Source organism: Streptomyces sp. NPDC001339 (assembly GCF_042895955.1).
Classification (GTDB): domain Bacteria; phylum Actinomycetota; class Actinomycetes; order Streptomycetales; family Streptomycetaceae; genus Streptomyces.
Map to the genome: position 1 here is coordinate 322,510 of NZ_JBIAWT010000008.1, position 15,179 is coordinate 337,688.

A 15,179-nucleotide genomic window follows, 5' to 3' on the forward strand; every position below is an offset into this window, starting at 1 on the left:
GGGGTGCAGGCGGTCAGAGTCGAGGCATGACGAACACGCAGAACGCCCAGCCGACCCACCCGCCGTCCCAGCCGCCGGAGCCGGATCCGCCGTTCTTGTCCCTGCACACCACCGTGGTGCTGCTCGCCGCCGCTGTCATCGGCATTGTGCTCGGCTGCCTCACGGCCCTCGCAGGCACGTCGGCCGCTGGTGCTGTCGCGGCCGGGCTGACTGCTGCTGGCGCCAGTGTGCCGGTGCTGCGCTCGCTCGTCCGGTGAGTGATGATCAACGAAGCACTCCGGATTGCTGTACCTGGGGCCCGGCTTAAGCGGTCGACTCCGGAAGTTACTCGGCGGCGGGTTGCTGTCGGCTGACTCTGTGTCGACGTCGGCCGAGTTCGGCGTCGGCGTGAGCCCCTGGTTTGCATTGTCTGATGCTGACAACACGGCTGCAGGCAGGTAGCTGTGGTCGCTGTCCGGGACTGGTGTGTCACGGGAGGCGACCAGGGGAGCGCAAGGGGAGCGCGGACGCCTTTGGACGGTGCAACACGGGACGCGAACAACGGGACCGCGACATGTGCTCTGATCTGCGAAAACGGGATCTGGCAACACTCCGCAGCACAGCTCAACCTGATCCCTAGTGTGCTCGTAATGCGTAGGTCTCGGGTTCGAATCCCGAAGGCGGCTCCGAGGTGAAACCCCAGGTCAGGTATCTGACCTGGGGTTTCTTCGTTTTGTTGACCATGGAGCGTTAGGGTCGGGACGCCTGATGACCTACGTATTCGGATACGTAGGTCTGAGGTTTCACACTCCGAGGCGAGCCAGTATCCATGGGCGAGAAAACAGACTCTGAGCTGCGGTTTCTGCGAGCCTTCCCACGTGAGGCGTGAGGACCATGCAGGCCAGGGGAGCGCGAGGGGAGCGCATCAGTGCAGGGGCTGTGCGGAAGCCGCGACCAGAGGGGGCTTCCGCGGCACCAACAAGGGTTCTCTGAGGCTGCTTTGGCCTTGTTGAGGTACGACAACGTGCGCTGCACGTGGCTGGTGAGTGCAGCCCGCCCGGCTCCGTCTGATCCGACCCCTGGCCGTCGATCTTCGCCGTCGCTCGTGGGATGAGCCGGCCGAGCCGAACGGGTTCACTCAGCCCGGAGAGGCGACGATTGCGGGATTTCACGTGAAGGCCAGGAAGCACGCTGATGCGGATTGCGGTTGCCGCTCGGCGCCTGACTGCCGGGAAGCGTTCCGAGGCGGGTGGTTCGCCGCGGCTTGAGCGCGTCAGCCCGGCGTCCTTGGCACACAGCGCCGCCTGCACCGGCTCGCCGCGCCGCCCCGCACCCTGGCACCGCATGCGGCCGGCGCCACCAGGCTCCCTTACCGCCACCTGGCCCCCTCCAGCGCGACGGTGGCAGTGGCCTGGGCCTGCACCGAAGCCGACTACGCCAGCGCTGCGTCCTGGAGCCGACTCGCAGGCAATCAGGCCATGCGCACTGACCCTCCGTCAGCCGGGCGATGCTGGTGGCCACCTTGATTCCCGGCTCGGTTCACCCCTGTGCCTAATCCACATCGCGGTCCTCGCCGGCGTCCTTACGCGGCAACCTCACCCTCCTCCAGGCGACGGCCGTCGTTTGTTGCGCTGGGGGAGGGGGGCTGGACCGCGGTCGAGGGGTGGTGCCTTGTGAACACTGACGGCAGGGCACGCGTTGAAGAAGAGGTCAGAAGAGTGCGCCCTGGTCATGGCGGGGACCGGCCTCTGGGTGCGGTGTGTAGGGCAGTACTCGTGTTTCGCCCGTGACCTTGTGGGGTTCCGTGGAGACGTCTTTCGCATCACGCATCTGGCGTACCAGGGCGGTGACTTGGGTGGGCTTGTAGACGGTGTCGAGCAGGGTGTAATGCCTGAGTTCTGCAACCGACCGTCCCCTTGGACATGACGAGATGTATTCGAGCAGGATGCGACGGAGAGGCTCGGTGTTGGGTTCGAGCTCAAGGGCGAGCTGTTGCTGTTGTACGTCCCGTGGGTCGCGATACCGCACGCCGTGGTCGGAGTCCACGCTCCACATGGCCTCCTTCATCTTCTCCAGCCCCTTTTCATGGCTGGTGCCGAAGATCAGATAGAGCACGCGTCCGCCTTCGTCGACCATCTCGAAGTAGAGCGTGTGCGTGAAGCCGGCGCGACGCAGGGTCTCGCGGTACTGGTCGCGCAGGAAGGTGAACTTGTCGCCGGAGCGCTGATCGAAGACGGCCTGCCACTCACTGCCCCCGAACGCGGCATTGCCCGCTTCGCGGTGCCCGTCGTTCTTCTGCGCAAACCGTGTGAGGAAGGCCGGCGCGAAGGTCACCATGGCCTCCGTGCTGCGGTGCGCGGCGAGTTGCTGGAGGAGGGCAAACGGGATGTCGGGGCCGCCGTAACTGTCGAGAAGGACGAACAGGGGCTGCCGGAGAGCCCCGGATATCCGGAGCCTGTCAAGGAGAGTCGGGTGGCACTCTCCGTGAAAGGACTGCACCGAGATGCGGCGGTTGACCTCTTCCGGGTGCCGTTCCCGTGCACGGGCGATCTGCTCCTGCAGCTCTGCTGCCCGGCGTTTGTCTCCTTCCACGAGCACCATCCGGATGTTCTTCGGGCGGTGTCGAAGAGCTGCGACGAAAGCCTCGTAAGCGACGATCGGCGAGCCGGGCTCCCCTTCCGTGTAGATGCCGGGGCCTGAGAAGCCTTCCGCGTAGGTAATGGTCTCGTTGCGTGACAGCAGGATCGGAGCCCATGGCTGCAGATACTTCTTCAGCAGGTCGTGCTTGGCGGCTGTGTGCGGATCCCGTGGCCACACGGTGTTTTTTGGCACGGCCATTTCTGCTCCCCCATTCCACCCGAACACCGCAGCTCAGGGGAGAGGGTCACATGGTCCGCTCTGGGGGCACCAGACCGCCTGGTTTCAATGGCCGGATACCACTGTTCGTGACGCCGTGGCGGGGATCTTCTTCGGCATTTGGTCCCACGTCTCACCGGCGAGTTTCCTACCGCCGGATTTCGGTGTGTGGCCGCCCCACTGTTTGAAGAAAAAGGGGACGTCAACGACGTTGCAGAGGTCCCGGATCTCGGTGATCCATTCTTCCCGCACCGGGCGGTGGCCAGGCCCTGACTCGCCTCCGACGATCACCCAGCCGATTCCGCCGAGATCCAGCCCCGTGAGCGGTCCGAGTAACGGTTCGCACGACAGGAAACGCACGGCAGCAGGAATGTGGCGCAGGTCATCGACTCGGCCGAGCTGGTCGGCGTTCTCGACGGAGACCCCCATCCAGAGGTTCGGTGGCCAGTCCAGTTGCCCGGCGAGGCGGCGGAGGCGAAGGGAGCGCTTGGTGAGCATTTGGTAGGTGTGTTGGGGAGTGTCAGCGATCACCTCGAAGACCTGCTGGACGAAGGCCAGCGGGACTCTGGCGTGAAAGAGATCGCTCATGGAATTGACGAAGACCATCCGCGGTGTTCTCCACTGCGATGGCACGTCGAGAGCGTCTGGATGAAGTGTGAGACCGAACCCGGGGCCCGAGGTGCGAGGGTCACCGTCGTTCTGGTACTTGGCCGCTCCCATGGCCTTGAGGCGACGGGATAACGTCAAGGCGTAGCAGTTGTCGCATCCTGGCGTTATCCGATCGCACCCCGTCGTGGGATTCCAGGTGGCCTCTGTCCACTCGATCGAACTGCGATCACCCATCGCTTCCTTTCCTGCCATGAGACGAAAGCCTCAGCTCGCGTTCGGTGTTCGGCTCGGCCGTCCTGCGTAACGAGCGGCGTACCGAACTGGCACGCGATCCGCCTATCATCCATGTCGAACTTTTGTTCTGCATAGGGGGTGGTGTTGTCGAAAGCCGCTGGAGCGCAAGAGGGTGGCCACGGCTTCATGTGGCTCAGGAAGGCGCGAGGTCACGGGCGTACGCGTCTACCGCCTACGCGGCGTGGGGGTAGACGGCGGGTCCGGGGCTGCCGCCTGCTGTCACCGGTGGCGGGGCGGGTGGTGGACTGGGTGGGGCTGCGGCGCTGCCTGCTCGCGTCGTTGCTGCTCGTCAGCGTGGCGCTTGCGCTGATCGCTTCGGCCTCTGCGGGGCGGAGTGGCGTTTCAGTGCGTCGGTGAAGGACACGCCACGGCGGTACGCACAGGAGGCGAAATGCAGCAGAGCCTTCTCCACGAGAGAATCGTCGCTGGTGCCGTTGCAGACGGTCATCGAGGACAGCGTCGGGGCACCCTGCGGGGTCGCGTACGGTGACCTGGTCCGGGGCGGCGAGGGACGCGTGCGCCGGGCCCGGTTCCGGGAGTGGTTCGGCGGTCATCCGCTCGATGGTGTCGAGGAGTTCACGCTCACCCCGAGCTGAGGTCCGCGAGCAGCTGGTCCAGCAGATGCTCCTCCTCGACCCGTATGCCGTGCTCGGCGATGGCCTCACCGAGTGCCGGGTCCCAGGGGGTGGGGACCGGAGCACCGGAGGTGAGCGGTGTGCCGAGGCCGCGTCCGACGGCGGTCAGGTAGGCGGGGGCGTTGTAGCGCCACGGTGCGGCGCCGGGCAGGCGCAGGACGCCTGCGGCGATGCGGACGCCGCCCCAGTCGAAGTCTCCGTGGTAGGCGATCGGGGAGCCGGAGTCGGCGAGTTGGGTGAGCAGGGCACGTGCGGCGAGGGACAGGTTGCCCTCGACGCAGACGAGCGGTGGGCAGCAGCCGGGGCCCAGCTCGTCAGCGGCGGCGGCGAGTACGGCGGGGTTCTCGCAGACCCAGATCTTGCGTCCCGCCACTCCGAGGTCGGATGGTTCCCTAGTGAGCTGACGTAGCGTCAGCAGGCAGGGTTCGCCTCCTTCGTGCGCGGCGGCGAGGATGCGGCCGGTGGTACTGCGGGGAGAGCCGGGCAGGCCGAGGACGAGGACGCGTGAGGAGAGCTCGTCCAAGGCCACCCCTACGGTCGCCCAGGCGGCCCGGCGGCCTTCGGTATCGGACGCCGCGCCCGCGGGGAGAGCGGCAAGTGAACGGACAGCGGAGAAGACGAGCGCGGCCAGCGGGCGGCCTTCGTCCAGTGCGTGAGCGTCCCCGAGGGTGCGGGCGGCGAGGACGGGGAGGCCAACGCTATTGGTTGCCGGGAGCTGGGAGAGCACGTGTACCGCCTCGGCGGCCAGTGTGCGGGCCGCCACGGGGTCGCCCCCAGAGAGGCGTTTGAGGAGGCCGGTCGCCTCCAGCTCGGCTCGCCAGGATGCCAGGTCGGCTCGCCCGGTGATTGCCGGTACGTTGAACTCGGCCAGTGCCTGATGCCAGGCGACGGCCTCGGCGGCGTGCTGAGCGCGTCGATTGGTCACGGGGCCGGTCAGTGTCACTACCGCTGCCGCGAGGCCGTCCGGGCAGGTGAGCGACTCGCGCAGCGTGCGGTCGACCTCGGTCAGCGGCACCGTGAGCGAAGCGCCCGAGCGCAGTCGTCGCCCGAGCAGCAGCTCGATCGCGCGGCGCTGTTCGGCGGTGGCGGCCTTCAGCGTGACGGCGGTGTCCAGTGTGCGCCCGGCGGCCATCCGGTCTCGGACGCGTTCCAGCAGCCAGGCGGTTTCGGGCGTGCCGAGCAGGCGGCGCAGCCGTGGCAGGTCGGTCTCCGGCACGGGTTACTCGCCCTCCAGGAGAGACGGCTGCGCGGGTTCGTCGGCGGCCATGGCCATCTGGGCGGGGATGGGGACGTAAGGGGCGGGGCGCTGGTGGCGGGTGCGGGAGCTGCCGTCCCAGCGCCAGGGGGTGACCAGGACGGCGTCGATCCCCTCGCGCCGGCTCAGCTGGGCGATGCCGATGCCGGGAACGGTCGGGTAGCAGGCCCACTCGCGTTCGCTGGTCATCACCACGTCGAGGTCGAACGAGGCGAGCAGGCCGAGGCACTTGGCGCGGGAGTCGTCGTCCACACCGGCGAACGCCTCGTCCAGCGCGATCAGCCGCGGGGCGTGCGGGCTGCCGGAGGAGTAGTGCGAGGAGGCCGCGGCGAACAGCGGGACCGAAGCGGCGAGCACCCGTTCGCCGCCGGAAGCGGGGCCGGTGGCCGGCTTCCACTGGCCGTCCTGCCGCCGCTGAATGGTGAAAGCGTGCCAGGCGCGGTAGTCCAGGGCGCGGGTGAGCTGGTCGACCCAGGAGTCCCCGGGGTGGTCCTCGCGGTCCTGGGCGATTCTGGTCTGGAGGAACCCTCCTACCTGGGCACGGTCGGCCGGCGACCAGGCGTCCGAGGACTGGCGCAGCAGCCTGGCCCGTACGGCCTCCAGACCCTCGGGGGCTGCCTGGGCGGGCTGCCACTGCAAGCGCAGGGTCATGCCGGTCGACGTGGGACGGGCGGCCAGGTCCTGGTTCATCGCGGCCGTCTGCTCCTCGGCTGCGGCGATCAGTTCCTGCAAGGCTCCGGCGACCTCGCCGACCAGGTGGTTCTCCAGTAGTTCGCGTTCCTTGGCGGACAGCAGCCGGTCGCGCTGGTCGACCTCCTCGCGCAGTGAGTCGGCGAGGGCCGGAACGTCGTGGGTGCGTCCCTGGAAGACCACGTCAACGATCATGATGCCGTCGTGCAGGGTCATGCCCACGGAGTGGCCGTGGCGGCCGAGGGCATCGGTGAGCATCTTGTGCTCGGTGGAGATCCGTTGCTGGATCAGTTCCCAGCGGCGGTCGGAGTCGTCCGTTGCGGCGAGTTCGGTGTTGACGGTGCGGGCCAGCGCGACGGCGGGCGTCGGGGCCCATGGTTCGTCCAGCGGCGGGACGGTGAGGGCGGGCAGTGCGGCGGCGAGCAGGCCGGTGGCCGCGAAGGAGCGCAGGGCGGCCACCGTGCGGTCGCGTTCACCGGTCGCCTCCTCGATGCGGGTGCGGATCTCGGTGCGGCGGCCCTCGGCCCGGGCCCGGGCGGTCAGGGCCGCATCGCGAGCGTGCCGGGTCGCCTTCTCCTCGGCGTCCCGTGCGGCGAGCGCCGTGTCGGTCTCGGCCAGCCGGCGGTGGAGCTCTGCCACGCTCGCCCCGACGGTGTCGTCCAGCACCCGATGGCGTTCGGTGGCGGCGTCGGCACCCCGGCGGGCGACGGTGGCGGCCTCGTCGGCCTCGGCCTGCGCACCCGCTGCGATCTCCGCCTCTGCGGCAGCGTCGGCGGCGAAGGCGGCGGAACGCGCCCGGGCGGCGGCGGACGGCAGGAGCGCGGCGAGGGCGGCTGCGTAGCCGGAGATCGCGTCGCGGATCTGGTCCAGTGCCTCGCGGGTGGCGGTCAGCCCGGTGTCCGAGGCGTACTCCTCGGCCTCTTGGCGCGCCCTCTCGGCTTCCTCCCGGCGCGTGGCCGCGTCCTGCTCGGCCTCCGCCCGTCGCTCTGCCAGGCGGCGGGCGGACTCGGCCTCATGGCCGATGCGGGCATGTGCTTCGCGCAGCGCCTGGTCGGGCGGCTGGGCGCGGTGCTCTGCGGTGAGGGTCGTGGCCCGTTCCCGCAGGGCGCGGCGCCGCTGGTCCAACTGGTCGACCATTGCGCCGAGTTCAGCGCGCCTGGCGGCCAGTTCGGCGAGGCGGGCGCGCCGGGCCGCTTCCCGGGCGCCTTCACCGATGAAGCGGGCGGACGGCTTGGCCCAGCGCCCGGTGAGGGTGCCGATCCGGTAGCTCCCGCCAGCGGCGACCCAGGTGTGGTGGTCTGGGCTCGCGCCGAGGCCGATCCCGGCCAGGACGGCATGCACGGCGCCGTCGTCCAATGCGCAGGCCTGGGGGTCTGCCCGGTCCACGGCTGGGCGGAGTACGGCGGTCAGGCTGGTGCCGGGGGCGGCAACGGAACCCGGCAGCAGCAGCGCGTCGTGGGTATGGGCGTCGAGCAGCGTGCCGTCGGGTGCGATCCAGGCATCGAGGAGTCCGGCGGCCTCCAGTGCCGCTTCGAGCCCGGCGCGATCGGCCTCCGGCACGGCGTCGTCGAAGTCGACGGCCCGCCACAGCGGCGCGCCGGGACGGTCGACGCGGGCGCGCGGATCTCGGGTGTACGCCGGGGGCGGGGTGTCATGACCGCCGGACTCCAGGCGGGTGATCTCCTCGTCAGCCTCGGCGAGTTCTCGCAGTGCGGCGGCGTGCTCGGTGTCGAGCTCCGTTTCCCGGCGGGTGAGCGTGCCGATCGCCGCGCGGTAGGCCTCGGCGGCGGCCTCGGCGGCCGGGTTGGGACCGTCCAGGGTGTCCGTCCACGCTTCCAACTCTGCGATGGCCCGGTCGGGATCGGACAGGCGCAGTTCGACCGCTCCCGCCTCCCACGCGTGCCACGCTGCGACGAGACCGGCTGCCTCTTCGCTGACGACCTGCCCGGCCTCGGCAACACGCTCCTGCGCGGCTTCCGCATCCGCGCCTACGCGGGCCGCTTCGGTCTGCGCCGTACGCGCCCGCTCGTCGGCTCGTTCGGCGTCGGTGAGCAGCCGGGTCAGACCGGTTACGGCCTGCCGGCGCCGCTCAATGGCGCGCTCGCCTGTCCTACGGGACTCCGGAAACGGGGCGTCCTCGCCGTCCAACGACGCGGCCACCGGAGCATGATCGATTCCGGCAGTCTCAGCGGCCTGTCGGGCCGCTTCGCCGGCTTCGGCGAACGTCGACCGGTCGGCATCCCTGCGAGCCTGCGCGTCGGCGACCCGGCGCCGCCAGTCGTCGGCGAGCCGCTGGGCGGTCCGGGCGGCCGAGGCGCGGTCATCGGCGACCGCGCGCAGCGCCTCGGCTGTCTTGCCGGCTTGTTCCAGCTCGCGGGCGGCGTCCATCTCGGGGCTGCGGTTCAGCGCGTCCCGGGTGGCAGTCAGCGCCGCCCGGGCGTCCGCCAGCTCTTCCAGCCGGGCTTCTGCCGTTACCAACCGCTCTTCCGCCCCAGCGTGTTCGGCCTCGGCCTCGGTGAGATCGCGGCCAAGGTGTTCGTACCGGCTGTGGGCAACGCGCAGGACGGCGGCCTGCCGCTTGGCGGCGATCTGGGCGTAACGGCGGTAGTGGGTGAGGAAGGCGGTGGCGGCCGTGGATGCCTCGGTGAGCGCGGCCAGCGCGTGTCGCTCGTCGTCCAGACCGCGGAACGCCTCGGCGACCTCCCCGATCAACGCCGGATCAAGCGGTGGCAGTGACTCGGTGAGTGCTTTGGACAGCAGCTTCTCGTCGGGCCGCTTCGACAGCTGCGGCTGACGCAACTGGATGAGCAGACCGACCAGCGCCTCGTAGCGCTCTTGGCTGAGGCCGAAGAGCTGTTCGTCCACGGCCCTGCGGTACTCGGCGGCAGTGTCGTGGACGAGTCCGTTCCCCTGCAGTGCCTCACGCAGCCGTTCCCGTGTGAAGGGAACCCGGGAGGCGGACATCAGCGGCAGGCCGGGACCGATCCGCAGGCCGGTGGTGAAGAACCAGTGCTTGGCGATGCCTCGCCCCTTGACTGCCTTCAGCCCGCAGCCGATGGTCCGGTACTGAGCCCGGCCGTCCTCGCCGATCCGCCCGAATTCCAGCCAGGTGTAACCGGTGCGCTCGTCGTGCGGGTGTTTGCCGCCCAGCAGCAGGTTCCACTCCATCCGCTTGGCGCGGTCGCCGTCCGGCTCGACGCGGTGGGCGGCGAGTTCGCCGTCGAGGAGGAACGGCAGCGTGAGCGCGAGGACCTTGGACTTGCCCGTGCCGTTGTTGCCGCGCAACAGCAGCCGCCCGTCGTGGAAGCGGAACTCCTCGGCGTCGTAGTAGAAGATGTCGGTCAGCCCCGCGCGCAGCGGCTGCCAGCGGCTGCGGGCGGGCTCGGGCAGGGCGGCGGAAGCGGTGGACGGCGCGGCGGTCATGCGCGGGAGCGGGCCTTTCGGATGGTCGGTGCGGCCAGGGCGTAGCGGACCAGGGCGGGCTTGGCTGTGACGGTCCCGCCGTTCCGGCTGACAAGGTCGAGAGCGGCGAGCCGGTCCAGGGCCTGGGCCCCCAGCTCAGCGGCGGCCGCGGGTTCGGCGGCGGACTTACGCCAGTAGGAACGGTGCTGTACAGCCAACTCTTTTATGAGCGCGTTGAGTTGTTCTTCGTCGTGTGGACCCTCGGCCTCGGCCAGGTGGGTGGCGATCAGTAGCGTGACGTGCCCGTCGGTGCCCTGTTCGGGCATGCGGAGGTCGGTGAGTTCGTCGTCCGGGTCCACCATCGCGACGCCCTCCGCCCGCGCCTCCGACACCAGACCCGTGAGTTCGGTGATCTTGCGCGTGATCGCGTAGCGCTGGGAAACCAGATAGGCGCGCTCGTCCTCGGGCAGTTCGGCGTAGTGCACGACAGGGTCGTCCAACAGTCTGCGGGTGAGCCGGTGGCGCAGCGCTCGCAGCCGCAACTCCTCGGTGTCGGGGGCGACTTCTGAGGTGAGCGCGCTGAGCCGCTGGTCCGGATCCGTTGCTTCGATGGTGGACGGGCCGCGGGTGGCGGCCGGCAGCGCAGCAAGGACACGCCGGCGCACGTCGTAGAGCACATCGTTGGACGCCTCTGACAGATACGCCTCCTCATCGCCGGAGACCCGGTGCAGCACACCCCACTCCAACAGCAGCCGGACGACCGCCACCAGGTCGGAGCGCTCTTCCCGGCGCTCCATGCGGAAAACGATTCCCGCGTCCGCGAGCACCGGGTCGGCGGTTCCGGTCAGCACCCCCTCGGCGAGCCGGCCCAGGGTGGTCTGTCCGTCGGCCCGCTCCAGCGTCGCCAGCGCCAGGCACAGCAGAACGTAGCGGCGCCGGGTGAACGGCACCTTGGTGCGCGGTGCGCGGGCCGGTCTGGTCGCGTCGTCCAACCGCGCGGGGGTCTTGTACAGCCGGGCGGTCTCGGCATCGACCACCAGCCGCCAGCCGGTCTCGTGGGTGAACCAGGACGCCAGCTCGCCCCCGTGCTTACGGACCAGCCTGAACTCCTCACTGCCACTGGTCAGCAGCGGTGAGGCCAGCAGCGCGCGGGCCGCCCGGCGGCGCTCCTCCTGCGCAGCGGCGACGGGAGCAGTGCTCATCGGCTCGTCCCTCCGGCGGTGTCGGCCGTGATCGGAGGCGTCATCGAACGTACTGAGGCCGGCTCGCTCCCTCCTGCGCTGCTCTCGGACACGAGGTCGATGATCTCGATCACATGCTCAGGACCGGAGAGCACACCGTCCACCGTCGGGATCCGGACCACCGCGTCGGGGTCCACCAGCTTCAGCCGGACCTCCATGGTGCCGTCGCCAGTGATTGCCGAGGACTCATGCTCACCTGGCGCCCGCGCGGACAGTGCGTCTCCGAGCATCGCGAGGAACAGCCGGAACGCATGCGGGTCGAGCCCGTCGCGGCCGGCCAGCTCGGACAGCAGGACAGGGCCGCCCGTAGCAAGTCGGGCACGGGCCGCGGCGGTCTGGGTGGCCTCGCGCTCGACCTGCTCGGCCAGCACCTGCCGCGCCGCGGAACGGTCGGCAACCCGGGTGGGCCGCCCGCGCCGCTCGTACGAACCCGTCTCGCGCAGTCTGGGACTGATCTCGAGTGGTGGCGCCTGTGCCCATGGCGTGGTGCCCGGCAGATCCGCGTCCTGCCATGCCGCCTCGGTCTCGGCGTCCACCGTCAGATGGCGGGCCGAGGTGAGGGCGAAGGCCGCCCGCCACAGCCGGTGCGCTGCGTCGTCATCCGGGGCCTGCGCGAAGAAGCGGGCGAGCGCCCGGAAGTCGGCCGACCGATCGGAGCGACCGCCACGCCGTTCGTTGAGCGTGGCCACCGTGTTGACCAGGCTGGTGATCGCGCTGACCGCCGCACCGCGCAGCAGCTTCGCCTGCGACGGCTGTCGGCTGGACCGGCTGAGAAACCAGTCGGTCAGGCCGCGCCAGCGGTTCTCCCAGGAGGTCAGCGCGGCCTGCGAGGCAGCCAGCCGGGCCCGTTCCGCTTCCTGCCCGTCCGCTCCCGCCTCCGGCACGGCGTCGCCGGCCTCCCGCTGCGCGGCGGCCAGCAGCAGGCGGTCCACACCTGCCGTGCTTAGCTGGGTGAGCAAGTCTGCGATCTGCGCACCGCGGTTGGCCAGGTCGGCGATGAAGCGCTCGATGTACTCCACCAGCCGGTCCTTGTACGCGATGAACGCCTCCTCGTCACCGTCCTGGAAGTCGATGGTGCGGCGCAGTGAGGCCATGAACGCCTGGGCGTTGTCGGCGAGGCTGCCGAACCGGTCGGCCAGGGCAAGCAGCGCGAGATGCGCCTTGGCCGGGTCAGGGTCCTTCTCCCGGGCTAGCGCGAGCAGCGCGGCCAGTTGCTCGGCGGTGTCCGCCAGGGCCACCGACTGCAGCTGGCCGCGCCGGCCCAGCGCCTCGTCGTAGACCGCGACCGCTTGCAGCGCGGCCTGGCCGTGACGGGTGAGCTGGTACAGGAAGCGCGCCCGGTGGAAGTCCTCAACCGAGGTCACCCGGCCGGTGTCGGGGTCCGCACGGAGATTGCCCCAGTCGACCAGCTGGTCCAGTGCGCCGCCGATCGTCTCGACCGGCACCGGCGCCCCGTCCACTTCGGACCGCAGCTCCGCGGCGACGTCCTCGGGCCGCAGATGAACGATGAACCGTTCTCTGGCTTTGGCGAACACGTCCAGGACTCGGCCGTACAGGGCTGCGTTCGGCGCTTGCAGGTAGGCGAAGGGCTGAGGCGGCGAAGCGCTGGACTTCTCGCCGAGTTTCGGACTGGACTTCACAGACACGCGTCCCAGGCTCTCAGACCGGTCTGACAATGCGGGCGCGAACCGGAAACCGGCCGCTGGGAACGGTGACCCACGGGTTCCCACCGGTGGTAGCATGAGGTGCATGGCTGGTAGTAAGAAGTACTCGATCAGTCTCCCCGAAGACCTCGCGGAGACCGTACGTGCTCATGTCGGCCCGGGCGGCTTCTCCGCCTATGTGGCCGAAGCCCTGGAGCACAGGGTGGCCATGGACAAGCTCCGCGAGATCGTCGCCGACTTCGAGACCGACAACGACCCGCTCTCCCGGGACGAGGTCGAAGCGGCCCGCGCCCTGCTGCGGCATGACCACGGCGGCGTGGGCGGAGCCGCCGCCTGATGTCCGGCACACTGCTGCTGGACAGTGAGGGCCTGTCGAAGCTCTACCTCAAAGACCGCATCGTCGTGACCCTCGTACAGGGTGCCCTGGAGGAGGGCATACGGGTGGCCACGACCGCGATGACCACCCTGGAGGCTGATTACGAGCGCGTGCATCCGGCCCGCATCCGGTGGGTGCTGTCCCGTATCGACGTCCATGACGTCACCAAGAGCGTGGCGGACCAGGCCGCCGCGCTGCTGCGCGGCCACCACCTCCACGGCCACAAGTACGCGATCGACGCCGTCCTCGCCGCTATCGCACGGGCCGCGCCGGCTCCCGTCACCATCCTCACGTCAGATCCCGATGACATCACCTTGCTGTGCGGGCCTGCCGTCGTGGTCACCAAGGTCTGAGCACAAGGCGCCGACTGCATCACATAGTGCTCCGGCCATGGTTGTGGCTGGTCGTCCTGCCTGGTTGGCAGGTTCTGCGGCCAGAGCTGGAGAAACGGGAGTGCTGGCGGCGGTTAGGGGGCTGGGCTGATGTCGTCGAGGTAATGCCGGGCTGTTTCGGCGAATCGGTGACGTGCAGTCTGGACCCGGGGGATGTGCGGGCGTAGATCATTTTCGCGGTATCCGATGAACCAATTCCCGCGTGGACCGGTGTAGTCCTGAACGAAGGTCGCCGCTTGGTCCTCGATCGCCTTGCAGCACTGCAGAAGTTCTTCAGCCTGGTGTGCGAGAGGAGTAGGGCCGTATAGCTGAGCGAACGAGCATGCTCGTTCCAAGCGCTCGATCGGCCTGGCCAGCTGGCAGAGCTTGTAGAAGAGTTGACGGTCTTCGTTGCGCTGGTACGAGTGTCGTCGGAGGCGGCGGTTGGCATGAGCGCGGATGCGGTAGAGGAGCAGGCTCCATGATGCCGGGCTCCAATGCCGGGGGCTGGGGATGAGGAAGCGCCATGGAATCGGCTCCTGGTCAGGCAATCCGATGATGAGCGTCATCTCTTCCTCGAACTCGAAGGAGGCCTGGAGCAGTTCTGCACAGGCGTGCGCCCGACTGGACTGGGCCCACTGTTGGCGGACTGCGTTGAGCTGTTCGACCGCTATGCCTCGTTGACTTTCGGCCTGCGCGATGGCAGCTCGGGCTTGCGATCTGGCTCCGGCGTAAGTGAGTACACCGCCTACCAGGGCGCCGAGTACCGCAGCTATCACTTCGTTCATGACAGGGGCTTCTGCCGCACCTGGTCCCCGCGCAAGTGGAAATATCGCTGGTAGGGGGACGTTGAATTACATGGTGGTGCCGGAGGGAGGGAGCTCCGCCCAACGTACATCCGAGCGTGGTAGCGCTGAGGGAACAGGAGGCGTGTATGCAAGTGCATGCCTTGTCCGTTCGTCAGATGTGTGGCTGGTCGGGGGCCGTCACGAGTTCGGGAGCACATGATGATCGACCGTGACTGCCGCGCGGACACGGCTGATGCCCGGTAATTGTTGACGTTGCGGCCGATATCGCGCCCTGCAGAAGCCCGTTAGGGCTCGTGGTTTGTGTTGCGTGCCTCGCGGCCGTAGAGCCAGCCGAATACGTAGAGCGGTACGAACAGTACGGCGAGAACGAGACCGATGAAAGCGACTCCCACTCGGCCTGGTCTGCTGTCGCCGGCAAGGCCACTCCGGCCGGCTGCCCAGATTCCGAAAGCTGCTAGTGGGACGAGCGTTACCAGTGATCGTCCCAGGTAGTCGCTCTGCATGACGAGTGCCAGCGCCAACACAGTCGTTGATGGTCCGCGCCACTCCAAGGCTTCGCCAAGGTCTCTACTGAGCTGCCGCGGCCTCGGCGTTGCGAAGAGGCCGAGGGCGACCATGAGCGTGGCGAGAAAACCGATGGGCTCGGCGCGCTCTGCGATCCAGGCGGCGGCGGGAATTGTCCAAGCCGCTGGGATGGCAAAGAAGTTGCATATGTGAGCTGCACCGTGGAGAGGGGTGCCGCCGAGCCAGGTTCCGGCGACGGTCGCACATCCCACAAGCGAGGCCAAGATCCTGAACGCGGTTGTTGTGATACTCAGTGATCTGGCTTGGTTGATCACCCTGTTCACCACAGTCGCGGGATGCGAGACGGACAGATCTCCGTAGACGGTTTTCGGGTACTCCGTGATGTGTTGGTCGCGCTCGGCACGGAAGATGCGGCCTTCGTCGTGGACGGCGAAGGCAGAGCGCAAGGGCGCGCCGGACTGATCCGGTTTCAT

At 68.9% G+C, this 15,179-nt stretch carries 12 protein-coding genes; 4 read left to right on the plus strand and 8 right to left on the minus strand.

All coding sequences use genetic code 11. The annotated features are described in order from the left end of the window. The first annotated feature begins 26 nt into the window (after window positions 1-26). The gene (locus tag ACFY12_RS25130; RefSeq protein WP_390718136.1) at window positions 27-257 is read left to right on the plus strand and encodes a hypothetical protein; all 231 of its coding nucleotides are present in this window, start codon (window positions 27-29) and stop codon (window positions 255-257) included. 1,432 nt (window positions 258-1,689) lie between these two features. Here ACFY12_RS25130 and ACFY12_RS25135 read toward each other — a convergent pair. Together ACFY12_RS25135 and ACFY12_RS25140 are read right to left on the minus strand one after the other, a co-directional pair. Continuing rightward, window positions 1,690-2,817: a three-Cys-motif partner protein TcmP gene (locus ACFY12_RS25135; RefSeq protein WP_390718137.1), complete on the minus strand. Its 1,128-nt coding sequence runs from the start codon at window positions 2,815-2,817 to the stop codon at window positions 1,690-1,692. A gap of 84 nt (window positions 2,818-2,901) precedes the next feature. Beyond that, entirely contained in the window at window positions 2,902-3,696 is a 795-nt protein-coding gene (locus ACFY12_RS25140; RefSeq protein ID WP_390718138.1) for a DUF5131 family protein, read from the minus strand. Window positions 3,697-4,166: 470 nt separating this feature from the next. Between ACFY12_RS25140 and ACFY12_RS25145 the strand changes: the two genes are divergently transcribed. After that, the gene (locus tag ACFY12_RS25145; protein WP_390718139.1) at window positions 4,167-4,334 is read left to right on the plus strand and encodes a hypothetical protein; all 168 of its coding nucleotides are present in this window, start codon (window positions 4,167-4,169) and stop codon (window positions 4,332-4,334) included. Here ACFY12_RS25145 and ACFY12_RS25150 read toward each other — a convergent pair. From ACFY12_RS25150 to ACFY12_RS25165, 4 genes are read right to left on the minus strand one after another with little or no spacing between them, the layout of a single operon-like run. Next, complete coding sequence (locus ACFY12_RS25150; protein ID WP_390718140.1) at window positions 4,321-5,589, minus strand: TIGR02679 family protein; 1,269 nt, start codon at window positions 5,587-5,589, stop codon at window positions 4,321-4,323. The two genes, ACFY12_RS25145 and ACFY12_RS25150, sit on opposite strands and share 14 nt — an antisense overlap. A gap of 3 nt (window positions 5,590-5,592) precedes the next feature. Then, window positions 5,593-9,741 carry a TIGR02680 family protein gene (locus ACFY12_RS25155; RefSeq protein WP_390718141.1) on the minus strand — a complete coding sequence of 1,383 codons (4,149 nt, stop codon included), beginning with the start codon at window positions 9,739-9,741 and terminating at the stop codon, window positions 5,593-5,595. Next, a complete protein-coding gene (locus ACFY12_RS25160; RefSeq protein WP_390718142.1) occupies window positions 9,738-10,922 on the minus strand; it encodes a TIGR02678 family protein in 1,185 nt (394 codons plus the stop codon). The genes ACFY12_RS25155 and ACFY12_RS25160 overlap by 4 nt, the downstream gene beginning before the upstream one ends. Beyond that, window positions 10,919-12,607 carry a TIGR02677 family protein gene (locus ACFY12_RS25165; protein WP_390718143.1) on the minus strand — a complete coding sequence of 563 codons (1,689 nt, stop codon included), beginning with the start codon at window positions 12,605-12,607 and terminating at the stop codon, window positions 10,919-10,921. The genes ACFY12_RS25160 and ACFY12_RS25165 overlap by 4 nt, the downstream gene beginning before the upstream one ends. Window positions 12,608-12,710: 103 nt before the next feature. On the opposite strand from ACFY12_RS25165, the gene ACFY12_RS25170 reads away from it, so the two are divergent. After that, window positions 12,711-12,962, plus strand: a complete 252-nt coding sequence (locus tag ACFY12_RS25170; protein ID WP_390718144.1) for a hypothetical protein — start codon at window positions 12,711-12,713, stop codon at window positions 12,960-12,962. Continuing rightward, on the plus strand, window positions 12,962-13,354 hold the full coding sequence (locus ACFY12_RS25175; RefSeq protein WP_390718145.1) for a DNA-binding protein: 393 nt from the start codon (window positions 12,962-12,964) through the stop codon (window positions 13,352-13,354). The genes ACFY12_RS25170 and ACFY12_RS25175 overlap by 1 nt, the downstream gene beginning before the upstream one ends. A gap of 113 nt (window positions 13,355-13,467) precedes the next feature. On the opposite strand, the gene ACFY12_RS25180 is transcribed toward ACFY12_RS25175, so the two are convergent. Together ACFY12_RS25180 and ACFY12_RS25185 are read right to left on the minus strand one after the other, a co-directional pair. After that, a complete protein-coding gene (locus ACFY12_RS25180) occupies window positions 13,468-14,160 on the minus strand; it encodes a hypothetical protein (protein ID WP_390718146.1) in 693 nt (230 codons plus the stop codon). A 305-nt stretch (window positions 14,161-14,465) separates the two neighbouring features. Further along, the gene (locus ACFY12_RS25185) at window positions 14,466-15,179 is read right to left on the minus strand and encodes a hypothetical protein (protein WP_390718147.1); all 714 of its coding nucleotides are present in this window, start codon (window positions 15,177-15,179) and stop codon (window positions 14,466-14,468) included.